Below are 25193 nucleotides of genomic sequence, written 5' to 3'. Positions count from 1 at the left end.
GCAAATGGACTTGTTTAAGGTAAGACAAATATTGTCCTTTTCATGATACCTATTTATTCATTAAATTCCAACAGTACTCCCGGATCAATGCCGAAGCTTTCGTTTGATTGATAGAGAGGTCCTTCGCGACTTTCCTTGATGATTTGTATGTTTGGTAAGATTTCCTGATCAATATTCGTTTCGTTTCATCAAGTGCTTTATCGAAGTTTGTAGTATATCTTTATCATGAATCTACATAAGTAATACGTATTTAAAGGAAATGTGTTAAGTTGGACTAAAATGATTATGGAGGCAGCGATGAAATACGAGATTATCCTATTTGATGTTGATGATACATTGCTAGACTTTAGAATATCGGAAAAAAAGGCACTGCATGAAGCCTTTTTGGAGTACGGTTTGCCCACAGGGGCAAAGGATTATGTGGTAGGCTATCAAGAAATCAGTAGAGGATTATGGAGAGATCTGGAACAGGGACTTATTGATTTAACTGAACTGGGAGTGGAAAGGTTTAAGCGGTTATTCCTTAAGCATGGTCTTAATATCCATGCGGATTCATTCAGCCGTGCGTATCTGGGATATTTGGGAAAGGAAATACATCTAATGCCAGGGGCTGTAGAGGTTTGCGAGAAGCTTAAAGGATGCCGGCTGGCTATTATAACAAATGGCTTTACGTCAGTGCAGACAGCAAGAATCGGGGGTTCTCCTCTTAGCCATACTTTTGAGCATTTGATAGCTTCCCAAGAGGCTGGGTTTCAGAAGCCTGATAAAGGGATTTTTGATTATGCATTTTCCAAGTTAAAGATCACAGATAAATCGAAAGCATTGATAGTGGGTGACTCCTTGACATCAGATATACAGGGTGGATTGAATTATGGAATGGACACCTGCTGGTACAATCCCCATCAAAAGGATAATAATCTAGGAATCAAGCCAACCTATGAAATCCGGAAGCTGACTGATCTTTTAGGGATTATAGGAAGTAAGCAAGTTTAGAGAGTTATCTGCGTTCTAAAAAACAGAGGCCGCTTGTCCAAGTGATAGGACATGCAGCCTTTGTTTTTATTTATGCCAAGGATTTTAGAATCAGTTCAAATCCAGCTCATTGGGTTTAAGAGTTTGATCCGTTTCGATCATTCTACTGGAATGCGGTAATAGCAGACAGAGTGCTAGGGAGATTATGAGGCCTGTCATCATGAATCCGCCAAATACCAAAGGGGATGGTCCATATGATTCCGCCATGGTGGTCCAGATGAGGGGACCGAAACCTGCAATGGCTGCCGCGACCTGATATCCGACGGATAATCCGGTATAACGGACCTTTGCTGGAAAGAGCTCTGAGAATAATGTTCCTTGTGTAGAAAAAATGGCTCCCCAGACGACTCCGAGCACAATTGCCTGCATAAAATAGAACCAGCCTACCCCTTGCCCAATCATTGTGAAATATGGGATAGCCAAGATGAAAAGGAGAATCAGGCCCCCAAAATAAATAATTTTTCGACCGATAAAATCAGAAATGTAACCAATGACTGGAATGGTAACTAGCATTGTAGCACAGCCAACCGTTAAAGCTGTCAAGGCTGAATCTCGTGAATAACCAAAATACATTGTAGTAAAGACGAGAACATAGGACATGATGAATACATTGAAGAACCCGTCCCCAATTTTTAGTCCGATTACTTGCAGTACACTTCTCCAATCGTGCTTCAACGTTTCAATAATGGGGACTTTTGCAAGATTACCGCTAACTTTCTGTTGCTGGAACTCCGTCGTTTCCTCAATTCCACTCCTTACCCAGATTGCCAATGCAATCAGTACACCGCTTAAAAGGAAAGGAATTCGCCAACCCCAAGCTAAAAATTGGGCATCGGTTGTCAAGGAACTTATAAGGATTAGGCTGAACGAACCGGCAACTAAACCGATGGGTACCCCTAGTTGGGGAATGGATCCATATAACCCACGGACACCCTTTGGAGCAGATTCCGTTGCCAATAGGATGGCTCCGCCCCATTCACCTCCCAGGGAAATTCCTTGAATCAACCTCAGCACCACCAAGATAGCGGGTGCCGCCAAACCAACCTGGGCATAAGTGGGCAGAACACCGATAAGCATTGAACTCCCGCCCATGCCAATTAGTGTAAACATGAGTGCTGCCTTCCGGCCGATGCGATCACCCATATGACCGAAGAGGATGCTCCCGATTGGACGGGCTGCGTAACCTGCCCCGAAAGTGACAAAGGCGAGAAGAAGTGAAATGGCAGGATCATGATTGGGGAAGAATAGAGTTGTAAAAACTAAGCCCGTTGCTGTCCCGTATAAATAAAAATCATACCACTCGATAACGGAACCGGCTAAACTAGCGAAAAGAACTCGACTTTTTTTCATGGATAATGCTCCTTTAATGCATAGTTTTACTCAAAAATGGTTTCATAAATAAAGCACTTACATTGAATGAACAAAATCGCTGGTTAGGAATATAAGTAAAAAACTGGATTATTTAGATTATTTTAGAGGGGTTATACATCACAGTCAATGTATTTCTGAATTTTCAGAAAAAATGAATCAATTAACTTAGCTCTTATCAGCTGTATTCGAATATAATTAATTCTAAAGTAATGGAAATAAACAAATTCAGACCTTAACGGATAAAATGGTGAAGCCAGTAAGGGGAAATTTTTAACTAAAGATGAGAACAACATTCACTTAAAATTATTTAGTATTTTTTATGTATAGAAGAGTGGCGATGTGGAAATCATGTGGATAAGGAAATAAAAAAGCGGAAAGGATAAGATTTTAATAAATAATAATAATCTCCAAGTTACTTAGTATAATAGAAAAAAGGTTAAGGAGTTGGTTTCGTATGGAGAAGCAATTGCCAGGAACATCGCTTGAACCTGAAGAGATGGCTGAATTGGTTTTGAAAAAGGCCCTTAGTGATTACCGGAAAGCACAAATCGAAAAAGAGATCGATGATTCATTGAAGAATCATGATAAGGATGAGTTCATACGTTTAACTGAAATATTGAAGGGCATTTCATGAAATTTTGCACACTGTAAAAAAGACAAGTAGCTTTGAAATAAAAGAAAAGAAAAGCTCATACGCACATAGAAGCCAGTGCAGCTTGATAATATAAATATGATGAAGATGAAATTTTATTTAATCTGAAACATAAGTAAATAGGAATCTATAGTATTATAATATTTTACATTGTAAGCGCTTTCTTGTATAATCATGATAATCAAATAAAGAAAACGATGGAGAGAAGATATTGTAAGTGCGCCAATGACTGAATTCACAGGTAGTGGAGGCTGAGGCTGGAAGGTATATGCATCAGGATAGAATGCTAAAAGGGGGAGAAGATATGAAAAAGAATGGAGTGTCGTTAGCTGAATTTATTCAGGAGGATCGATTCGAGCTCAACTCCTACATTACTTCTTTATTTAACAAACTGAATGACTATGTTCCCAAAAGCATTAAAGATAAAAAGTAAATGAATGTCAAAAATGAATTGGGAAATTATGCATGACTTCCTGATTCATTTTTATTTTTTTGCATTTCCAGTTTTAAGTCCGTGTCCTTAAGTCAAAGCCTGATTAAACGCATTAAAAGGCTTAAAGAGATATCTCTAAAGTGACTGGGTGAATATCTTATTTCTCAACTATCGCATCGGATAGGGATGCGAAAAGGTTTCAGTTTACATACAATAGCTTTACCTTCACTAAAATTCAGGCTCCCATTATGGGTGCCTCTTTTTTTGATGTATTCAGCTTCGATTAGGATATGTAATTCTTATTCTGTTGATATAGTAAAATATCTTTTGTTTTTTAGGCGGAACCGTTGAAATGAAAAAATTCGTTCTGATATATGTATTCAAGATTAATCCAATCATAAAAACCTGATATTCAGCAATAATGTCTTGATATATCTAAAAAAAGAAAAAGGAAAAATACAGGAACAACCGGAGCAACGGGATTAACTGGGCGACAGGATCAACAACAGGTCAACTGGAACAATTGTTGTTGGTTCGAGGTTGATTTTAAAGGGTGCTTCGCCTATTCGCAGCTCCATATTATCAACAGCAGTCTTAAATTTCTAATTATAATAATGATGTGGGTGTTAATTTATCAGCAGAGAATACAATCTCCTTCATGTATTTGATTTAGAGGCCACAGTTGTCTTTACAGGAGGAGCAGCAGGAGCCTCACTGACGATTATTCGTTGAATTAATTTAAGCCTGGAAATCTTACTTATAAAAGATATTTGTGAATCCCATTCATCTTGAATGTGGATTTTTTTATTGATTGTTTGTATTATGGCTTTTTTATTGTTATTGGGTTTATGGCAACTGGCATTTCATTACTAAAGGCTAAGGACCACCATCTATCGTGTCTAGGGGATTTTAATCCAGATGAATTTAAAAATACTTTTTGTATTTCTTTAATTTATAGATGACCGTCGGCTGACTGATGCCCAAATGGTCTGCCATTTCGTAGGTGGTTTTACATTGTTTCCATGCTTTAGCAATCAGTTGCATTTCAACCTTTTCCAGTGTCTTCTTTAAATCGAAATTCTCTTCACATTCTTTTTCGATTGCCAAGAAAGTGGAGTCTTCAGGCTGTTCTATTTGCCCTGTGATGGATTGTGGAAGGTGTTCGGGAAATATATTTGGCACTTCAATGGTCAGGATTAACCGTTCAATTAGGTTTTCTAATTCTCGTATATTCCCGGGCCAATTATAATGGGTCAAAACTTCATAAGTCGATGGATGGATTTTTTTGAATTTCTGGTATTTATCATTCGTTTTCTTTAAATAATGTTGTATTAAGAGAGGTATATCTTCTTTACGTTCATGCAAAGCCGGAATTTGGATGGGAATCACATTCAAACGATAAAATAAGTCTAATCTAAATTTACCTTGACTAACCATCCCCTTCAGATCTTGATTAGTTGCTGCAACAAGGCGGAAGTTAATATAGTTTTCTTTTTTTCCGCCGATGCGCTTTATCTTTTTTTCCTGTAATACTTTCAGTAATTTAGCTTGCATGGCAAGTGGGAGTTCCCCGATTTCATCCAAGAAAAGAGTTCCGCTGTCAGCCTGCTCAACCAGGCCTTGCCTTCCTTGTTTATCGGCCCCTGTAAATGATCCCGGCTCATAGCCGAATATTTCGGATTCAAACAAACTATCAGGTATCGTGCTGCAATTCACTTCGATAAAAGGTTCTTTCTTTCGGTTGCTTTGGTCATGAATAGCACGGGCAAAAGTGCTTTTCCCTACCCCGGATGGTCCTAATAAGAGAATCGTGGCATCGGTTTTTGCAACATTATGGATCGTTTTTAAAATCTGCTTCGTTTCATTACTTCTAGCGATCATATCATGGTAATCCAGTTCCTTTTCTCTTAAATCCTCGACTTCGGTTTGATAGCCTTTTACTTTTCGTTGTAATTGCTCAAATTGATCTTGCAATTGCAGAATCTCGGTTTGATCCTGGCCATAGCTGATTACCCTAACGAGAAGTCCGTCCTTATTAAAAATGGGATAGCCAGTCGACATGACAACATGACCTGTTTTTGTATGTTGCATTATACGCTTCGCTTTCTTTTCTTTTAAAACAATCGCATTGATGGATGGTGTGAGAAGGCCCTCACTTTCTAATTGATAGACAGAGGTACCGATATAAGAATCACTTTCCATACCATAAATCTCCCAAAGCTTTGGATTGGAATATAAAATGATTCCATCTTGATCGGTAATGAGGATGTTATTATTCGATGTTTCAATGATCTTATTAAGTTCTTCCTCCAGCATATCGTCATACATGAGTTCCGCTCCTTTGGGATGTTGATTAATTAAAATATAAATCAAAGAGTCAGAATAATCAAAAATTAAATTAAAAAATAAGAAAATGATTAAGTCTTTGATCATTTGATGAAACAGAATATCGAAAAGCCTTATAAACCGCAGCGAAATAATTGGCGTGAATCTTGCTTATGTAAAAGGTAAGAAGAGAACTTCCAAACAAGGGTGCTATATATTTCCATTCTATTAGTGTAAAAAAGATGGAAGTTCATTTAACATCATGAAATTGCAATGTAGTGAAAATAATAGTTGAAATTTAGGAGGATGTTACATGATGAAGTATCAACCGAAAGACTCATTCAAATCACCCCGTTTTTGCGGAGTACGTACGTTTATGCGGCTTCCATTTGTTGAACAGGTAGATGAACATATGGATTTTGTCATTACGGGAATTCCTTTTGATTCCGGGCAATCATTCAGGACGGGTGCGAGATTCGGTCCAGAAGCCATTCGCGATTTTTCAATCCTTTTACGTCCTTATAATCCAGAACAAGATATTAATATTTTTGACTATATATCAGGAATTGATTATGGCGATGTTCCGATCATTCCCGGTTATATCTCTGAAACATATAAAAAGATCGAAGAAGAGCTTACCCCCGTCATTGAAAAAGGGATCATCCCCATTTCATTAGGAGGCGATCATTCTATTACTCTAGGGGAGTTACGCGCAATCGTAAAAAAGCATGGACCAGTGGCCTTGCTTCAATTCGATGCTCACTCCGATACTTGGGATAGTTATTTTGATCAAAAGTATAATCACGGAACGGTTTTTCGCCGGGCAATAGAAGAGGGTCTCATCGATGTATCGCGATCTCTTCAAATTGGAATGAGGGGTGGTCTTTACGGACCGGAAGATCTTCAGGATGCCCAGGATTTAGGTTTGGGGGTTTATACGACGAACGATTATAAACGCATCGGGGTCCAAAAGATGCTAGAGGTCATTCATGAACGTGTCGCGAAGGGCCCGGTGTTTTTATCTTTTGACATTGATTTTTTAGATCCCGTCTATGCCCCTGGAACGGGGACCCCGGAGGTTTCAGGGGCCAGCATTGATGATGCTTTAGCCTTTGTAAGAGGATTGACGAATATAGATTTTGTAGGATTCGATCTTGTTGAGGTTTTACCTTCATACGATCACGGACAAATCACGGCTGCCGCAGCAGCTAATATTGTCTATGAATTCATCACACTCATCGCTCTCGCAAAAAAAGGTAAACTGGAGAAAAAAGAGAGAACGGGAGATCTGGAAACGCAGCTTAACAACTAGTTCTCTCATATAAATTGAAGGGAGGAACGGTGAAATCCAATCCTTCCCTCTTTAAACACAAAGCGATAAAAACAAAACAACCCCAAAAGGAGATGTGTACATGCATATTTTGGATATATCGATCATGATTCTATATTTTTCTGTTTTAATCATTGTGGGAGTAATCGGATCCAAACGGGCAAAAACGGCAGATGATTTCATTGTAGCAGGGCGTAATCTAGGGCATTTTATGTATTTATCCTGTTTAGCTGCTGTGATATTAGGGGGGGCTTCCACTCTAGGTACAGCAAAGTTAGGTTATCAGTTTGGGATATCCGGTATTTGGCTAGTGGTGATGATTGGACTCGGCATTATCGCTATCGGGTTATTTTTAACAAATAAGATATTTGATTTAAAAGTACTGACGATCAGTGAAATGCTTGAGAAGCGTTACAATTCTCAAACAAGATTGATTAGTGCCCTTGTCTCTGTTATCTATACTTTCATGCTGACTGTAACGCAAGTGATTGGGATGGGGACGATATTACATGTTTTGGCTGGCTGGAATTTAACGGTTTCCATGATAGTCGGGGGTGGGATCGTTTTATTTTATACAATATTAGGAGGTATGTGGTCAGTCACCATGACTGATGTCGTGCAATTCGTCATCATGACGATCGGTATTTTCTTTATCATGCTTCCATTGAGCATCTCTAAGGCAGGAGGGTGGGGATCGCTTAAAGAAAATCTCCCTGCATCCCATTTCGAGTTAGGCAACATTGGCGGAGAGACAATTTTTCAATACTTCTTACTATTTACTTTAGGGGTTGTTGTTGGCCAAGATATCTGGCAGCGTCTTTTTACTGCACGAACCAAAGCGATATCTCGTGGCGGAACGGTTGGAGCGGGAATATATAGTGTTTTTTATGCGATAGCAATCAGTATCATTGGAATGTGCGCTTTTATTATCCTTCCTAATTTAGGTGATCCACAAAACGCTTTTACTAGTATAGCGATGGAAACTTTGCCTCCTGGTCTATTGGGGGTCGTCATTGCGAGTGTGGTATCTGCCCTAATGTCCACAGCTTCAGGGACATTGCTTGCTTCTTCCACTTTAGTTGTTAATGACATCATTAAAAAATATATCGGTCCAGGAATGAGTGAACATCAATTTTTAAAAACATCCCGGATTACGACTTTAACGATTGGTGTATTGACCATTATCGTTTCGATATGGATTCAGGATATTTTAGTTGCATTGGATGTAGCTTACGCAATTTTATCTGGTGCTGTGTTCTTTCCAATCATCCTTGGATTCTTTTGGAAGAGGGTAACGGCTACAGCCGCATTTTACTCCATCCTGGCCAGCATGGTCGTTATTATTGTTGGATTGGTGATAAATGGACCTTCCTCCACTCAACCAATTCTGTACGGGCTCGCTACTAGTTTTGTCGTCATTACTACATTTACTTTCCTAAGTTCGAAAAATCATCTCGAGAACAAAAGCGAGGAAATGCAAGATGTTAAGGGTAAAGCTGACATGGACACCATGGCTAATTGATGGTTCACCAAAAAAACAGAAAAAGAATCAAGGAGGAAAGAAAAATGACAAAGACAATTTCCCTGCAACCCGAAACATTCAATACAATGGAAGAAGAGCGCAATCACCGGAAAGAACGGTTGGCAGCTTCATTCCGGCTTTTTTCAAAGTTTGGTTTCGATGAAGGGATAGCTGGCCATATTACGGTCCGTGATCCAAAATATACAGACCATTTCTGGGTCAATCCGTTTGGGATGCATTTTAGTCAAATTTCCGTTTCAGATCTTATATTGGTTAATCATAAAGGTGATATTGTAGAGGGTGAACATTCAGTGAATGGTGCTGCCTTTGCCATCCATTCGGAAATTCATAAAGCACGACCGGATGCAGTTGCAGCGGCACATGCTCATTCGGTCTATGGAAAGACATGGTCTTCTTTAGGGAGACTGTTAGATCCGATTACGCAAGATGCCTGCCAATTTTACAATGACCATGCATTATTTGATGATTTTACTGGTGTGGTTTATGCATCTGAAGAAGGGAAACGCATTGCCAGGGCTCTAGGTCAATACAAAGCTGTCATCCTCCGCAACCATGGATTGTTAACGGTGGGCCAATCTGTAGATTCAGCTGCTTGGTGGTTCATAACGATGGAACGTTCATGTCAAGCACAGATAATGGCTGAATCTGTAGGCAGGCCCATTTTTATAGAACAGGAGTATGCAAAGTTAACTGCAGAACAAACGGGAACTGAATATGAGGGATGGCTGAGTTTTCAGCCTCTTTGGGATAGAATTAGAGAAGAGCAACCGGATTGCTTGAAGTGATCATAAAGCACGGGGATAGACACGAAACATGAAACGGATTGCTTTCATCAAAGAGGGAAAAAGGGATTGCAGGTTCTTGAGGAGGTTTAATAATGTCCGATTCTAAGAAAACAGCACCTTCACTTTATATCAGGGTCGATATACCGGAGAAATACATCAATGAGTTTAAGGAGATTTGTTCTGAAGTTGTTATCGAACCATGGGAATTCGGCGAAACTGAACCGCAGCCAACAGTGGATCTATCAAAGTTTGATATCCTTTATACGCTGGGACTTCATGATAATCTTAGCATTTTAAAAAAAGCTCCAAAAATTAAATGGATACATTCAGACAGTGCGGGAGTGGAGGCCATGCTGAATGAAGACATCAAAAAAAGCGATGTCATCATCACTAATGTCAAAGGCTGCTCATCTGTCCCGATAGCCGAGCATACAATTGCGATGCTATCTTCGTTAGCAAGGGGTGTGCCGACAATGATCAGAAATCAAATAAACAAAAATTGGGTTGAAATCCCTGTGAAAGACCTTGAGAATTCAACAGTCGGGATAATTGGGTATGGTGATATTGGCTTTGAGATAGCAAAGAGATGTAAAGGACTAGGAATGACCGTTATTGGCTGCCGCAGAAATCCCGCCCAGAGGAAGGAAGAATATGAACCTGCTGATTTGATAATGGGTATGGATCAAGTGGATGAGGTCCTTTCTAGGTCCGATTTTGTAGTCTTGGCACTCCCGTTTACGAAAGATACCTCTTATTTTTTAAATGAAGAACGCATAAATAAAATGAAAAAAGGCAGCCATTTAATTAATGTCGGCCGTGGTAATACGATTGTGGATGAAGATTTAATTGAATCATTGAAAAATGGGCACATATCAGGAGCGGCGCTCGATGTGTTTGAAGTAGAACCTTTACCTGAGGATCACCCTTTCTGGCAGCTGGAAAATGTCATGGTATCCCCACATAATGCTTACAACTCTGCCAAACATCTAGATCGTGTAATGGAGTTATTCCTGAAAAATTTAAAGCTGTTTTCTGACGGTAAGCCGCTCAAGAACGTTGTGGAAAAAAGACTGGGTTATTAACAGGAATGGGTTATGAAAAGGAAGCTCTCAACGAATGGGAACTTTCAAACTTTCAATGATATGAATGGAGTAGGAGGGCAGACCTTGATTGGGGTTTGCTTTTTTTTTGAATAAAAGGTGCTGCCTTCATGTTTTTCTTGTATAGGACAATCTCTGATCAGGAAAAGCTGGTTGTAAGGAGGCGGTGTGAATGGGTACTTTCGAAGTTATTTCCCTAATGCTAAGCTTTGGCATGTTTGTAATTGCTATTCTTGGTTTCAAAAATCATGACAGGAATCCTTGAAGATAACGATATGTTTATGATAAGCCAGGCCGCTGTGTTTGATAATGGAAGCGTTTTAAAAAATACCGGGATTTAATAGAAGGTATGATTTCCTCGAACTTGCAGAGAACACCGAGTATAAGGTGTTCTTTTTGTTGTATAAGTATTTCACATGCGTTCATAAGCAAATCCCATCCATTCATTGGAAGTCATCTTTGACAAAACAATAATATACAAGTATAGTCCTAATAGACTGGTTGATATAATTTCAAGGAGTGATCCAGCTATGGCAGACAAACGAAACTCTAAAGACATTCTTATTGAAGCTGCTTCCCGACTTTTTCGCATACGTGGATATTATGGTGTAGGACTTAAGGATATTATTGAGGAAAGTGGTATCCCAAAAGGTTCGCTGTATCATTATTTTCCGAAAGGCAAAGAAGAATTGGCGATAGAGGCGATTATTCATACAAAAGAATTCGTGATAGATGAAATTCAACGGGGATTTGATGAAATCGAAGACCCTATTAAAGCGATTCAGGCTCATATTTTTCAATTATCCGAGGTTTTTGGTGAAAGTGAAAATCTATTAGGACTGCCAATCGGGACGATAGCGGCGGAAACATATACGACGAGTGAGCCGATAAGAACGGCCTGTCAAGAAGCGATAGAAGATTGGCAATCCATATATGTGAAGAAATTACTCGAGGCGAAATTCAGTGAGAAACGGGCAAAGGAATTGAGTATCGTAATTAATGCTTTAATTGAGGGCGGTATCCTTTTATCCTTAACGGCGAAAAACGGGAAACCTCTCCAAGCCATTGCGGAACAGATACCATTATTGTTGATAAATAAATAAGTCATACGGAAAAATTATTTTATGCTTACATCGAACAGTCAGTAATTGGAGGAATCATTTTATGTCTTTAGATGCAACACAGCAACAAAACCAAGTCATTAGAACTACCCCCATTTTAATTGCATTTTTAATTGCAGGGTTCATTGGGTTATTCAGTGAGACGGCTTTAAACATGGCGCTGGGGGATTTAATCCAGGAATTCAATGTCAGTCCTTCCACCGTGCAATGGCTGACAACGGGTTATTTATTAACATTGGGGATATTGGTTCCCGTTTCGGGACTCCTGATTCAGTGGTTCAATACCCGTCAATTATTCATTGCATCAATGGTGTTCTCCATCATTGGGACGCTCATTGCAGCAATTGCACCTGGGTTCGGCATCTTGATGCTAGCTCGTGTCATCCAGGCAATCGGAACAGGTCTTTTATTGCCTCTCATGTTCAATACCATTTTATTGATTTTCCCGATCCATAAAAGGGGAGCGACGATGGGATTGATGGGGCTGGTGATCATGTTTGCCCCAGCCATCGGACCGACAGTTTCAGGTTTGATTATTGAAAATTTGAAATGGAATTACATTTTTTGGGTGTCTTTGCCATTCTTTGTGATTGCTTTACTATTCGGTCTCAAGTATATGCAAAACGTTTCAACAATCACCAAACCTAAAATCGATGTACCATCCATTATTTTATCGACCATCGGTTTTGGAGGAATTGTTTATGGCTTTAGTATTGTTGGGGAACATGGATGGAGTAATGCGATAGTTCTATCCTCGCTCATTGTCGGCCTTATAGCGCTATTCCTGTTTGCTGTAAGACAATTCAATATGGATAAACCGATGATTGACTTGCGCGTTTTTAAATATCCCATGTTCACTTTAGGGTTAATAACCGTCTTCATCACCTTCATGATCATCATGTCATCCATGATCCTCTTACCGCTATACCTGCAAACCGGGCTGGCATTAGCTGCGTTTTCAGCTGGTCTGGTACTTTTACCGGGTGGAGTGCTTAATGGTATCATGTCTCCGGTTACTGGACGTATATTTGATAAGTTCGGACCAAGAGGGCTAGTGATTCCAGGCTTTATTATCATGATTGCCATGTTATGGACTTTGACGAACGTAACGACTGAAACATCCATCATTATGGTAATCATCATGCATACTCTCCTTATGATTGGTGTTTCGATGGTCATGATGCCCGCCCAGACAAATGGGCTGAATCAACTGCCGAAAAATCTTTATCCGGATGGAACGGCTCTTATGAATACATTGCAACAAGTATCGGGAGCTATCGGGACAACCGTTGCCATTACCATCATGTCAGCATCCCAAAAAAATTATATGGCAAATGCAGAAGATCCGTTCGATCCATCAGCCATTAGCGGTTCATTGACTGCAGGCGTTCAAGATGCCTTCATTTTCGGTCTAGTCCTTGCAATCATTGGTTTGATCATATCGTTTTTTATCAGAACAGCACGTGACTAAAAAGGTAATGAAAAAAGATCCATTAGCCAGCAGGGAAAAGGTTTTCTCTGACTGGCTTTTTTGTTTGGAAAAAAGCAATTTAGAACCATCCATTTATTGGTAATGAATAAGTGCTTTTTTATTGGTCTTTAATACCATTTTTTATCAAATGGTATTAAATTCAGAGTGAATTATTTGAAAATTAACCACTTATCGGATAATCTTACACAATAATAGTTACTAAAAGTTAGCTCAGGTAAAGTGGTTAACAGGAGGAATTCAAATGAAAAAAATAACTAAACTGTTGGAACCTGTAACAATAGGTGCATGGAACTTAAAAACAAGAACGGCAATGGCTCCTATGACCCGCTCGTTTGCCAATAACGAAACTGGTGTTGTGAATGACCTGACCGTAGAATACTACCGAAAACGGGCTCAAGATGGAATCGGGCTTATCATTACAGAAGGTGTCGTGATTTCACCAAGAGCAAAGGGTAATCCTGGGGTGCCCGGGATTTATACTCAAGAGCAAATAAATGGGTGGAAAAAAGTAACGGAAGCTGTACACGCTGAAGGCGGAACGATCATTGCGCAAATCTGGCATGTTGGCCGTGCAAGCCATCATGAAATTGCAGGAGGACCTCCGCAGGCCCCTTCTCCTATCGCTGCTGAAGGAAAGGTTTCAAGATTCGGAAAACCTTTTGATATTCCTGAAGAAATGACAGAGACGGATATTGCAGAAGTAGTGAACCAATATAAACAAGCTGCAAAGAATGCGATGGATGCTGGCTTTGACGGCGTTGAAATTCATGGTGCACATGGCTACTTAATAGACCAGTTCAATTCTGACACTTCCAATAAAAGGGCGGATCGATACGGCGGTGATTTGAAACAGCGTCTGACATTTATGAAGGAAGTGCTAAAAGCTGTTATTGATACGGTTGGAGTGGAACGTACCCTTATTCGTTTCTCGGCTTTGAAAATTGACCAGCAGTCTTACATGTGGGAAGACCCTGAAACAGCGATCCAAACATTTATTGAAGCGTTTAATGAAACAGGAGTCAAAATGATTCACCCGTCCACGATGGAATTTACCAAACCGATTGCAAGGGGACTGACCATGCATGAATTGGTACGCAGCCACTGGGATGGAATTATAGTTGGTGTGGGAGGGCTTGATCCTGAAACAGCAGAAGCCGCACTGGAAAAGGGCACAATTGACGTTGCGGCGATTGGACGTCCGCTTATCGCCAACCCGGATTATCTGGCACGAATTAAGCATGAAGAAAAACTTGTTGATTACGAGGCAAAGAAACATTTAGGGCAACTTATTTAATTGAGAAAAAACATAGCCTTTTTTAAATGTCAGTGTACAAAATACCAATCATTTTTTTCTTTCAATTTACTGATGCGATTCTTCATTAAGAAGGGTCGCCTTTTCCATATGGAGCTAAAGGGAAGAAAGAATGATGAGACAACAATTCATTCCCAATACCCAAAGTAGAAAGCTGGTATATCAATGGAACGTATTATGGTTATAGGAGTATCCGCGGGCGTCGGAAAATCTACTTTTGCAAGAAGACTAGGAGAAAATTTAAATATTGATGTACATCATTTGGATACATTCTACTGGAGGCCTGGCTGGGTGGAAGCTCCTTTAGAGGATTTTATTTCTGCTCAGAAGGAAGTATTGAGTGATGGCAAGTGGATAATGGATGGTAATTATAGTAATTCTTTTGACTTACGTTCTAAGCATGCCGATACGATTATTTATTTAGAACTCCCTCTCCGTGTTTGCCTTTACCGTGTTGTAAAACGTTGGCTGTCTTATATAGGGAAAACAAGACCTGATATGGGTGAGGGCTGTTATGAAAAATTAGACTGGCAGTTTGTTAAATTTATAATGACCACCTACTTTCCACGTAAGAAAAAAATGAAAAAAAGACTTGAAGATCTTCAAAGAAGTGAGCCTGAAAAGATAATGGTTATTTTAAAAAGCAAGCAGGAAATTGAAGAATATTTGTTAAACTGAGCCGGGGTGATCAACAGATGCAATGGTTCATGAAAAGGCTGTGAAATCAGCTCTTTATCTTATGCAATAAAGGGAAAGGCTAGTCAATTTCAGTAATACGAAACTTAAGGAAAATACTTATTAACTTTAAATGTTAGATAATCACTTTAATAATTGGTTCGAAGAGTTTATCACAGATGCAAAAAGCCTTCCTAGTCCTAGGAAGGCTTTAAGCCTGATGATAAAGGTTTTTTAATATAAATGATAGCAAAAATGGGAATTTCCAAAGAGTGAAGTGTACAAACAAAGCAGTTTTACAGGAGGAAATTAGTTGGCATGGTTTTTGCTTGATATAAATGATGAGTAAATAGAGAAAGTAGGGAGTGATGAATCGCCAATTACTAAAGCTTTATTGGAAAGAGTTTGCTGCAGGAAGTGGATGTATGGATGCTCTGGATTGCGAAAGATATCTTGAAGCAAGAGCGATCAAGTAATGAAGACAATCAGTATAGCATTGAGAACAAAATATAGGGAGGATTGTAATTATGAAAGAGATAAAAACAAAGAAAGAGTTTGATGAGGCGATTTCATCAACAAAACCAGTTGTTGCCAAATTTTATGTTGAATGGTGCCCAGACTGTCAGAATACCAATTTATTCATGCCAATTGTAGAAGAAGCGTATAAAGAAAAAATAGATATGATCGCAGTAAATCGAGACCATTTTCCGGAATTATTAGAGAAGCTAGATGTGTATGGAATCCCAAGCTTTATTGCTTTTCAAGAAGGGAAGGAACTTAATCGCTTTGTAAGTAAACTCGGAAAAAGCCAGGAGGAGGTTGAACAGTTTCTCAATCAAATCGTAGTGGAAAGTGAAAAATTAGAAAGATAATCATTTACTGACATTTAATTGGGAGGGCGCCTATCGAAAAAGATTTCGGCGCCGCTTCCAATCTGAAGCGTTAAATTGATGAGCTTCTTTATAAAATTGATATGAGGTGATTAAGAATGGCAAAGATGAAGAATGAGACACATTACAAAATTTTGATTGTAGGAGGCGGCAGTGCCGGAATTACGGTCGCGGCACGTCTCCTCCGTGAATCACGCACTCTGAGCGGAAACATTGCCATCATTGACCCTGCGACGAAACATTATTATCAACCTTTATGGACGCTTGTAGGAGCAGGCGAAGCTGACAAAACTGTGACACAAAGGGAGGAGGCATCTGTTATTCCGAAAGGAGCCGTATGGGTACAGGATGCGGTTACCACATTTCAGCCAGATGAAAACGTTGTTGTAACAGCATCCGGAAACAAACTGCACTACGAATATTTAGTTGTCGCTGCGGGGATTCAAATTAACTGGCATGAAATCAAGGGGTTAAAAGAGAGTATAGGAAAGAATGGGGTATGTAGTAATTACTCTTATGATTATGTTGATAGCACTTGGGAGGCGATCCGAAACTTCAAGGGCGGGACTTCCATCTTTACCAATCCGAACACTCCGGTAAAATGCGGTGGTGCTCCTCAAAAAATTATGTATTTGGCGGAAGAATATTTCAGAAAATCAGGAGTTCGCCAGCAATCTTCGGTTATTTTTGTTTCAGGCAGCCCATCCATATTCAATGTAAAAAAATATGAACAGGCACTAAACAAAATAATTGAACGAAAAGAAATCGCAACATGTTTTATGCATCATCTCATTGAAATTGATGGTGATAAAAAACGAGCGACATTTGAAAATCTAAATACAAATGAGCGCGTGAATATGCAATATGACATGATTCATGTGGTACCGCCGATGAGCGCCCCGGATTTCATCAAGAATAGTTCCCTTGCTGCTAGTAATGGCTGGCTGGCAGTGGACAAATATACGCTGCAGCATGAACACTTTGACAATATATTCGGCATAGGGGATTGTACAAACCTGCCTACGTCAAAAACAGGGGCTGCTATTCGCAAACAAGCACCAGTGCTTGTGCAAAATTTACTTCTTCGAATACGTGCCAAACAAATGGTTCATAAATATGACGGCTATACATCATGTCCACTTGTTACTGGATACGGGCGGCTTATACTGGCTGAATTCAATTATGATTTACAGCCTCAAGAAACCTTTCCTATCGATCAATCCCGTGAGAGGTTCAGTATGTATGTATTGAAGAAAAACTTGCTTCCCGTTATGTATTGGAATGGGATGCTTAAAGGTATGATGTAATAGCATTTCTGATATCCATAAAATAAGGAGGAAGATTTATGCTGCTCAAATATTTTTATGATGAGAAACTGGCCCAAGCTTCATACCTTGTGGGATGTCAAGCTACTGGCGAAGCGATCATTATTGATCCGTCACGTAATGTAGAACCTTACATAAAAACGGCAAGAGCAAATGGTGTGAGGATCGTGGGTGTAACGGAAACACACATCCATGCCGATTTTTTGTCTGGTTCACAGGAGCTGGCTTCAAGGCTTGGGGCAACATTGTATTTATCTGATGAGGGAGGGCCGGACTGGAAATATGAGTACGTTACTGGGGATGAACACCGCTTTCTAAGAAATGGAGATGTATTTACGATTGGAAATATCCATTTTGAGGTGATTCATTCACCAGGACACACACCTGAACATATATCACTGCTTATAACAGATGGGGGTACAGTTACCAAGGATCCACTCGGGATATTTACTGGAGATTTTGTATTTGTCGGTGATGTGGGTCGTCCCGATTTATTAGAAAAAGCCGCAGGGGTGCACGGGTCCTCGGAAAAAATGGCACGCAAGATGTATCGGTCTCTGCAGCAGTTTAAAAATCTTCCTGACTATCTGCAAGTATGGCCAGGGCATGGAGCGGGCAGTGCCTGTGGAAAAGCGCTAGGAGCAATCCCATCATCAACCATCGGATATGAAAAACGGACAAATTGGGCACTGCAATATGATAATGAGGAGCGCTTTATAGAAGCGCTGTTGGCTGGACAGCCGGAGGCACCCCCTTATTTTTCAATGATGAAGCGGTTGAATAAAGAGGGTCCGCAGCAAATTCGAAGTATAGCAGCACCACTTCGTATGGCGGTTTCAATAGATATTGTACAGGAATGGGCGAAACAGGGAATTGTCATTGATACACGTCCGGCCAGTGAATTTGCTAAAAAGCATATACAAGGTGTAATTAATATCCCTTATAACAAATCATTTATAACCTGGGCGGGATGGCTGTTGGACTATGACCGACCTTTATATCTTCTCGCAAGCAATGATGTTGTGGAAATTATTGTGAATGATCTCCAGTCCATTGGATTGGATCACGTCGTTGCAACAATGGAACCATATATCAATGAGATGGCAGGAGAAATTGATTCGCGTGTAATGAAGTATAAAGAAGTGACAATGGACAAGATAGATGGTGCTATTCAATCAGACCGTATATATGTCCTTGATGTCCGAAGCATGGGCGAATGGGAGGAAGGCCATATTCCGCAGGCGAAGCATGTGATGCTTGGTCATTTACAAGAACAGGCACACAAAATTCCGCATGATAAACCAATTTTGGTTTATTGCAAAACCGGCGGAAGATCGGCCATCGCTGCAAGCCTTCTACAAGTTCATGGTTTTAAAGAAGTACAAAGCCTTGTAGGCGGATATGAGGAATGGAGAAAACAGCAGAAGTTGCGCCCTGCCAGAGATGCTAAATGAATTCTTTGAATTTTATCATACATGCGAAAATACTTACCATAGTTGCAAATGTGCCAATGCTTAGGATGAAAAGTTTTTTAAATAATCACCGCGGTATAAGGAGATTTTATAGAAGAAATAGGTTGGCATGGCAATTGCATATATAAAGAGGCAAGGTACACAAGCGAACATGAGAAGGAGAGATACTCGATGAAATATAATTTCGACCAAGAAATCCGTCGACTGAACACTGATTGTGAAAAATGGGATAAACTTGAAAATCAATTTGGGGTAAAGGATGTTATACCGATGTGGGTGGCCGATATGGATTTTCAGTCTCCACAACCTATCATCGAAGCATTAAAACAGCGTGTGGAGCACGGTGTATATGGCTACACACTTAGACCGGACTCGTATATGGAATCGATTGTAAGTTGGCTAAAAAGAAGACATCGATGGTCCATTGAGAAAGAATGGATTACCCACAGCCCAGGCGTGATTCCAGCCCTATCGTTGGCGATTCAGTCCTTCACTCAGACAGGGGACAAAATAATTATCCAACCTCCTGTATACCATCATTTTGCCCGTGTGATTCAAGCGAACGGCCGTGAAATTGTAAACAACCCGCTTAAGCTTGAAAATGGACATTATTCCATAGATTTCGCAGACCTAGAGGCAAAGATAGATTCAACGGTAAAAATGCTGATTTTGTGTAGTCCTCATAACCCGATTGGAAGGGTATGGAGCAAAGAAGAATTGACGAGATTGGGACAGATTTGCATGAAGCATAACATTCTCGTTGTGGCAGATGAAATTCATTGTGACTTTGTTTATAAGACACATACTCACATTCCATTTGCCTCTATATCAGAAGAGTTTGCAAATCATTCTCTTACCTGCATTGCGCCAAGCAAAACTTTTAACCTGATGGGTGTACAGACGTCAAGTATCATTATTCCAAATCAACAACTGCGCGATAGGTATGATCGAGAACTTAATACATTATCCATTGGTTCGCCGAACATATTTGGCGTTGTTGCGTTAGAGGCTGCTTACCGACACGGAGAAGAATGGCTGGATCAGCTCCTTGAATATTTGCAGGGGAATTTGGAATTCACTCTGAATTACTTCAGCAAAAACATCCCGCAAATTAAAGTCATCCAGCCGGAAGGCACATACCTTGTATGGCTGGATTGCCGGGAACTGGGTTTTTCAGTTAAAGAATTGGATGAATTTATGTTACGTAAAGCAAGGGTTGCAATGAATGAAGGGCTCATTTTCGGTATGGAAGGTGAAGGCTTCATGCGGCTCAATATTGCTTGTCCGCGTTCGATGTTGAAAAATGCTTTGGATGGCATAGAAAAAGCTATCTCCTCTTTGTGTAAAGCGTAGAATTTATGCAATAATAAAATTATTTTATTATTGCATATAACGTTATAGCAGAGGAGGATAATATGGCAGGCTTTATCGGCATACAGCAGTTTATTCAAGATTACGCGGAGAACACAGCAGGAATCCTTGGTCTGGATATAACCGTGCTTGATGAAAAGGGCGTTCGGATTAGCGGAACTGGCTACTATAAAGATCTCATTGGCAAAACCGCTCCGGAAGGCTCCTTTTTCAGAATGATATTGGAAACAGGGGAGCCTGGAGTGGTTTACGACGTGAAAAGAGATGAGTCGCAGTGCAGGAGTTGTAAATTCGTGAATCAATGCAAAGAACTCGCTACCATCGGGTTTCCTATTGTAAAGCAAGACAAACCAGTTGGCGTCATCGGCATGATTGGTTTTTCCCATGAACAAAAGGAGAAAATGATTATTGAATCAGAGAATCTAATACAGTTTTTACGCTATGTTAGTACATTGTTGGTCAATAAATTAGCAATGCTGGACCCTGAGAAGGAACCGGGTTGCAAAATTCAAGAAGAGATTCCGATTCCCCCGAAGGTTTTTACTTTTGAAAACATTCTTGGAAAAGATTCCGGGCTTAAAGATGTTATTAAGAAAGCTAAAAGGATTATAAACAGCCCTTCCACTGTTTTGATCAGGGGAGATAGCGGTACGGGGAAAGAATTAATAGCCAAAGCGATTCATTTTGAAAGCAAGCGGCGGATGCATTCATTTGTGGCAGTTAATTGCGCTGCCATTCCTGAGAGCTTGTTGGAAAGTGAGTTGTTTGGTTATGAGGGTGGCTCATTTACCGGGTCAAAGCGGAATGGGAAAATGGGGAAATTCGAATTAGCACATAACGGGACCATTTTCCTTGATGAAATTGGCGATATGCCGCTTTTCTTGCAGCCAAAGTTATTACGGTTTTTACAAGAAAGAGAGTTTGAAAGAATCGGTGGAAAAAAAGCAATCCAGATTAATGTACGGGTGATTGCAGCCACTCACCAAAACCTGGAGGAAATGGTGCGGAACGGCACTTTTCGCGAGGATTTATATTATCGTCTCAATGTCATCCCTCTCCATACCAAACCTTTAAGAGAGAGGCGTGATGATATCGCTTTGTATCTTGAACATTTCATGCATAAACATTGTAAGATCATGCAAAGGCACCCATTGAGATTTGACCCCATGCTGGAACGATGGCTTATAAGCTATGATTGGCCGGGGAATATACGGCAGTTGGAAAACGCCGTAGAATATATGGCAAATATGGCTGAATCAGATATCGTATCTTTCCATGATTTACCTGACTATCTGTTTCAACAGGATCCTCTTTCTGTAGAGTGTAGAGGGTTAAGTTTAGAACAAATGATTTCTGAATATGAAAAAGACGTAATCCAGAGCTATTTCCTGGCTGAAAAATATCGGCATGATAAGGAACAAATTGCCCGGGAACTACAGATTAGCCTCTCTACTCTTTATCGCAAGTTGGAAAAATATAAATTATGTTAACTTCATAGAAAATATCTATTTTTCTCAATTAAAGTTTCTTAAAATAAAAGCGGGAGAGTGCATATCATTTTCTCGCCTGAATTTTAGAAGGATGAGGACAAAAGCGGAAGGTAGAATATTTTATAAAATAACTGAAAGTTCTGTAAAAAATTGATAAAGAAATTTTTTGAAATAACAGCCAGATGAACCTTTCATACAAATTGTATTTGAACGATGAGTAAAAAGGGGGATACACTATGGGGAAATTAGAAGCAGAGATAAGTAACACCCTAGAAGAGCGAAATTCAAAAGGATCATTACAAAGGAAGCTGCAATCCAGACATTTAACGATGATGGCTATAGGTGGCGCTATTGGAACTGGATTGTTTGTATCCAGCGGATCGACGATTAGCACTGCGGGGCCGGGGGGAGCGCTTGCTGCATACATTCTGGTAGGGATCATGGTCTATTTTGTTATGAATAGTTTAGGAGAGCTATCGGCCTTCTTACCGCTCCCGGGGGCCTTTGACATCTATGCCTCAAAGTACATTGATCCTGCATTAGGCTTTGCGTTAGGTTGGAACTATTGGTATACAACCGCGATAACGGTTCCTGCAGATTTGGTGGCCTCTACTCTTATTATGAAGTATTGGTTTCCGGACTCACCTTCTATCTTGTGGAGTGCACTATTTCTGGGTTTGTTGCTAATATTAAATGTTTTATCAGTCAAGGCATATGGGGAAAGTGAATACTGGTTTGCCGGCATTAAGGTCATCTCAATCATCGTATTTCTCGTTATTGGGGTTGCCATGATTTTTGGAATTATGGGAGGACATGCGGTCGGGTTCAGTAACTTTACCCAAGGAGATGCTCCTTTCCATGGCGGGCTTGTATCTATCTTTAGTGTAGTGCTCATCGCGGGCTTTGCGTTCCAGGGAACTGAGGTGATTGCGACGGCAGCCGGTGAAACCGAAAATCCATCGAAAAACGTACCGAAAGCGATTCGGTCAATCTTCTGGCGAATCCTTATTTTCTACGTGTTGACGATTTTTGTTATCGGTTTAATTATTCCTTATACGGATCCAAACCTGCTTAAATCGGGTGTTCAAAATGTATCTATCAGCCCTTTCACGCTTGTTCTTCAAAGAGCTGGGTTGGCATTAGCCGCTTCCGTCATGAATGCCGTGCTTCTTACATCTGTTTTATCAGCAGCAAATTCAGCAATGTATGCTTCTTCACGTATGCTATGGGCACTGGCGAAAGAAGGAAAGGCACCACGAATCTTTGCACGGCTTAACAGAAAGGGAATTCCCATGTGGGCCCTTTGTACAACTGCTTTTATAGGACTTGCCTCTTTTTTGGCTTCCCTTTTTGGAAATGGTTCAGTTTTCATTTGGTTGATAAATGCTTCAGCCCTTACCGGATTTATCAAATGGTTCGGGATTGCCGTTAGTCATTACCGCTTCCGTAAAGCCTATGTAGCCCAAGGCAGGGATCTCAATGAATTGCCGTTTAAAGCCAAATGGTACCCGCTGGGCCCGGTCATCACACTGTTATTTTTTGTGGTTTTCATTTTTGGGCAGACTTTTTTTTACGGAGATCAAATTAGCTGGGCAGAAATTATAGCGACGTATATAGGTCTTCCTATTTTCTTGCTTCTCTGGCTTGGTTATAAAATCATTAAGAAAACAAAAATAGTTCCTCTGATGGAGTGTGATTTTGAGCGCAAAGAATAAGAGGGAAGGCTTGTGTGAATGTAAGCGTTTTATTCAAAGGAGAATTAAATTCAATTCCGTTTTTTAATAGGATTACAAAAAAAAAAAGAGGTGGTTTATATGTTAAAAGAAACAATCATAACCAATGAAGCCCCCAAGGCTATCGGTCCTTATTCACAAGGTATAAAAGTAGGAAACGTAGTGTATACTTCTGGGCAGCTTCCCATTCATCCAGAAACTGGAGAAATGCCTGATAATATTGAGGAGCAAACAAGGGTGTCATTGGAGAATCTTAAGAAGGTTATAGAAGCGGCGGGAGCAAGCTTACAGCAGGTAATAAAAACAACGGTTTTTTTAAGCGATATGAGTCACTTTGCTGCAATGAATCATGTATATGGAGAATTCTTTTTGGATGATTATCCTGCTAGAAGTGCGATTGAAGTTGCTCGTTTACCTAAAGACGCTTTGATTGAAATCGAAGCAATTGCTATAATCTAATAATAATTGAAAAGAGAACGTCAAATTGATATTCTCTTTTCTTTACTTTACATAGGGTAGTCCTAGACAGAGAATACAGGAGGAGAATTAATATGAATTTAGCGCAATTTCCCAGACGTCGATATACACCAACAAATACACCCATGGAGAAATTACATCATTTTTCTGAAGTACTTGGGGGCCCTTCTATTTATATTAAACGAGATGATTTACTTGGGCTGACGGCTGGTGGAAATAAAACAAGAAAACTAGAGTTCCTTGTAGCCGATGCAATGGAAAAAGGTGCGGATACGTTAATTACATGTGGGGGCATTCAATCAAATCATTGCCGCTTAACACTAGCCGCTGCCGTTAAAGAGAAAATGAATTGCATCCTTGTGTTGGAAGAGGGCCTTTCTGAAAGTTCAGAGCCGGATTTTAACGGTAACTATTTTCTGTATCATTTATTGGGCGCTGAACAAATCAAGGTTGTTCCTAATGGAACAGACTTGATGAAAGAAATGCAGAAAGTAGCTAAAGAGGTAACGGAAGAGGGATATAAACCTTATATAATTCCGGTAGGGGGATCGAATACCATTGGTGCAACGGGATATGTTGCTTGTGCTCAGGAGATTTTGACACAGTCCTTTGATCAAGGAGTCAATGTGAATGCTGTTGTTTGTGTAAGCGGCAGCGGGGGAATGCATGCAGGTTTGGTGACTGGATTTTATGGAAATCAAAGTAAAATACCGGTAATCGGAATAAACGTAAGTAGAGGAAAAGCTGAACAAGAAGAGAAAGTTTTTCAGCTTGTGAAAGAAACTTCAGCACACATCGGCGTTCCGAATTCAATCCCTCGTGAGGCTGTTGTGTGTTTTGATGAGTATGTCGGACCTGGTTATGCTTTACCTACGCCTGAAATGGTGGAAGCTGTCAAGCTCATGGCCAGAACAGAAGGGATTTTACTGGATCCGGTTTATACGGGTAAAGCGGCTGCGGGACTCATTGATTTAGTAAAAAAAGGCACATTTAAACCGGAGGATAACATTCTATTCGTACACTCTGGCGGCGCCTCTTCGTTATACGCCAATACTTCCCTCTTTTATTGAAGTATAATTATATTATATAGTGTACCCATCAAAACAAATAGAAAGATGGGCAAGGGGATATCCTCTCTTATAGGGAATAAACTCCAAACTGAGGGAGCCAATAAATTTGGCTCCCTGCAGACTGTAGACAAACTCGATGAAAATCGAGTTTGTCTATTTTTTATGAGTTGTACAATTTGGCCGTTGATTTTCCA

The 25193-nt window shown here is 40.1% G+C and carries 21 protein-coding genes and 2 pseudogenes; 20 read left to right on the top strand and 3 right to left on the bottom strand.

What is annotated here, in order from left to right; all coding sequences use genetic code 11:
- Positions 1-49: 49 nt before the first annotated feature.
- Positions 50-181, bottom strand: a pseudogene (locus ACFX4X_RS13940) (hypothetical protein); the annotation flags it as partial.
- A gap of 116 nt (positions 182-297) precedes the next feature.
- Here ACFX4X_RS13940 and ACFX4X_RS13935 point away from each other — a divergent pair.
- Complete coding sequence (locus ACFX4X_RS13935) at positions 298-993, top strand: YjjG family noncanonical pyrimidine nucleotidase (RefSeq protein ID WP_284471682.1); 696 nt, start codon at positions 298-300, stop codon at positions 991-993.
- Between the two features lie 90 nt (positions 994-1083).
- Here the strand turns inward: ACFX4X_RS13935 and ACFX4X_RS13930 are convergent, their stop codons facing one another.
- Positions 1084-2382: an MFS transporter gene (locus ACFX4X_RS13930; protein WP_377384247.1), complete on the bottom strand. Its 1299-nt coding sequence runs from the start codon at positions 2380-2382 to the stop codon at positions 1084-1086.
- Between the two features lie 475 nt (positions 2383-2857).
- Here ACFX4X_RS13930 and ACFX4X_RS13925 point away from each other — a divergent pair, with 475 nt between their 5' ends.
- Both ACFX4X_RS13925 and ACFX4X_RS13920 read left to right on the top strand, forming a co-directional pair.
- Positions 2858-3037, top strand: coding sequence for an IDEAL domain-containing protein (locus tag ACFX4X_RS13925; RefSeq protein WP_089363541.1), 180 nt, complete (start codon positions 2858-2860; stop codon positions 3035-3037).
- A gap of 322 nt (positions 3038-3359) precedes the next feature.
- Positions 3360-3488, top strand: a complete 129-nt coding sequence (locus tag ACFX4X_RS13920) for a hypothetical protein (protein WP_260398923.1) — start codon at positions 3360-3362, stop codon at positions 3486-3488.
- A gap of 924 nt (positions 3489-4412) precedes the next feature.
- On the opposite strand, the gene ACFX4X_RS13915 is transcribed toward ACFX4X_RS13920, so the two are convergent.
- Positions 4413-5816, bottom strand: coding sequence for a sigma-54 interaction domain-containing protein (locus ACFX4X_RS13915; RefSeq protein ID WP_377384244.1), 1404 nt, complete (start codon positions 5814-5816; stop codon positions 4413-4415).
- A gap of 310 nt (positions 5817-6126) precedes the next feature.
- Here ACFX4X_RS13915 and speB point away from each other — a divergent pair, with 310 nt between their 5' ends.
- The 17 genes and pseudogenes from speB (at position 6127) to cuyA (ending at position 24999) form a co-directional block, all read left to right on the top strand.
- Positions 6127-7125 carry an agmatinase gene (gene speB, locus ACFX4X_RS13910; RefSeq protein ID WP_377384241.1) on the top strand — a complete coding sequence of 333 codons (999 nt, stop codon included), beginning with the start codon at positions 6127-6129 and terminating at the stop codon, positions 7123-7125.
- A gap of 100 nt (positions 7126-7225) precedes the next feature.
- Complete coding sequence (locus tag ACFX4X_RS13905) at positions 7226-8665, top strand: sodium:solute symporter family protein (RefSeq protein WP_377384239.1); 1440 nt, start codon at positions 7226-7228, stop codon at positions 8663-8665.
- The gene (locus ACFX4X_RS13900; RefSeq protein WP_377384237.1) at positions 8665-9471 is read left to right on the top strand and encodes a class II aldolase/adducin family protein; all 807 of its coding nucleotides are present in this window, start codon (positions 8665-8667) and stop codon (positions 9469-9471) included. Before ACFX4X_RS13905 ends, ACFX4X_RS13900 begins: the two co-directional genes overlap by 1 nt.
- Before the next feature lie 92 nt (positions 9472-9563).
- Entirely contained in the window at positions 9564-10553 is a 990-nt protein-coding gene (locus ACFX4X_RS13895) for a D-2-hydroxyacid dehydrogenase (protein WP_377384235.1), read from the top strand.
- A gap of 190 nt (positions 10554-10743) precedes the next feature.
- Positions 10744-10836 carry a putative holin-like toxin gene (locus ACFX4X_RS13890; protein ID WP_289320953.1) on the top strand — a complete coding sequence of 31 codons (93 nt, stop codon included), beginning with the start codon at positions 10744-10746 and terminating at the stop codon, positions 10834-10836.
- 265 nt (positions 10837-11101) lie between these two features.
- On the top strand, positions 11102-11674 hold the full coding sequence (locus ACFX4X_RS13885) for a TetR/AcrR family transcriptional regulator (protein ID WP_284471676.1): 573 nt from the start codon (positions 11102-11104) through the stop codon (positions 11672-11674).
- Positions 11675-11735: 61 nt separating this feature from the next.
- Positions 11736-13163 carry an MDR family MFS transporter gene (locus ACFX4X_RS13880; protein ID WP_377384232.1) on the top strand — a complete coding sequence of 476 codons (1428 nt, stop codon included), beginning with the start codon at positions 11736-11738 and terminating at the stop codon, positions 13161-13163.
- A gap of 274 nt (positions 13164-13437) precedes the next feature.
- Positions 13438-14478, top strand: a pseudogene (locus ACFX4X_RS13875) (alkene reductase); the annotation flags it as partial.
- Positions 14479-14661: 183 nt separating this feature from the next.
- Positions 14662-15174, top strand: coding sequence for a P-loop NTPase family protein (locus tag ACFX4X_RS13870; protein ID WP_377384230.1), 513 nt, complete (start codon positions 14662-14664; stop codon positions 15172-15174).
- A gap of 524 nt (positions 15175-15698) precedes the next feature.
- Positions 15699-16043, top strand: a complete 345-nt coding sequence (locus ACFX4X_RS13865; RefSeq protein WP_377384227.1) for a thioredoxin family protein — start codon at positions 15699-15701, stop codon at positions 16041-16043.
- Positions 16044-16168: 125 nt separating this feature from the next.
- Positions 16169-17368 carry an FAD/NAD(P)-binding oxidoreductase gene (locus ACFX4X_RS13860; RefSeq protein WP_377384335.1) on the top strand — a complete coding sequence of 400 codons (1200 nt, stop codon included), beginning with the start codon at positions 16169-16171 and terminating at the stop codon, positions 17366-17368.
- 38 nt (positions 17369-17406) lie between these two features.
- On the top strand, positions 17407-18840 hold the full coding sequence (locus tag ACFX4X_RS13855; protein ID WP_377384224.1) for an MBL fold metallo-hydrolase: 1434 nt from the start codon (positions 17407-17409) through the stop codon (positions 18838-18840).
- A gap of 189 nt (positions 18841-19029) precedes the next feature.
- Positions 19030-20211, top strand: coding sequence for a MalY/PatB family protein (locus ACFX4X_RS13850; RefSeq protein ID WP_377384221.1), 1182 nt, complete (start codon positions 19030-19032; stop codon positions 20209-20211).
- Between the two features lie 62 nt (positions 20212-20273).
- Positions 20274-21719 (top strand): sigma-54 interaction domain-containing protein, encoded by a 1446-nt coding sequence (locus tag ACFX4X_RS13845; protein WP_377384218.1) that lies wholly within the window; start codon positions 20274-20276, stop codon positions 21717-21719.
- 236 nt (positions 21720-21955) lie between these two features.
- A complete protein-coding gene (locus tag ACFX4X_RS13840; RefSeq protein WP_061461815.1) occupies positions 21956-23434 on the top strand; it encodes an amino acid permease in 1479 nt (492 codons plus the stop codon).
- Between the two features lie 99 nt (positions 23435-23533).
- A complete protein-coding gene (locus ACFX4X_RS13835; protein ID WP_089363567.1) occupies positions 23534-23911 on the top strand; it encodes a RidA family protein in 378 nt (125 codons plus the stop codon).
- A gap of 92 nt (positions 23912-24003) precedes the next feature.
- Complete coding sequence (gene cuyA, locus ACFX4X_RS13830; protein ID WP_377384213.1) at positions 24004-24999, top strand: D-cysteate sulfo-lyase; 996 nt, start codon at positions 24004-24006, stop codon at positions 24997-24999.
- The last annotated feature ends 194 nt before the right edge of the window (positions 25000-25193 follow it).

The sequence above is a fragment of the Peribacillus sp. YIM B13481 genome (assembly GCF_042787985.1).
Lineage (GTDB): Bacteria > Bacillota > Bacilli > Bacillales > DSM-1321 > Peribacillus > Peribacillus simplex_A.
The sequence above is the reverse complement of the archived record's forward strand: the minus strand, read 5'-3'. Positions and strand labels throughout refer to the sequence as shown.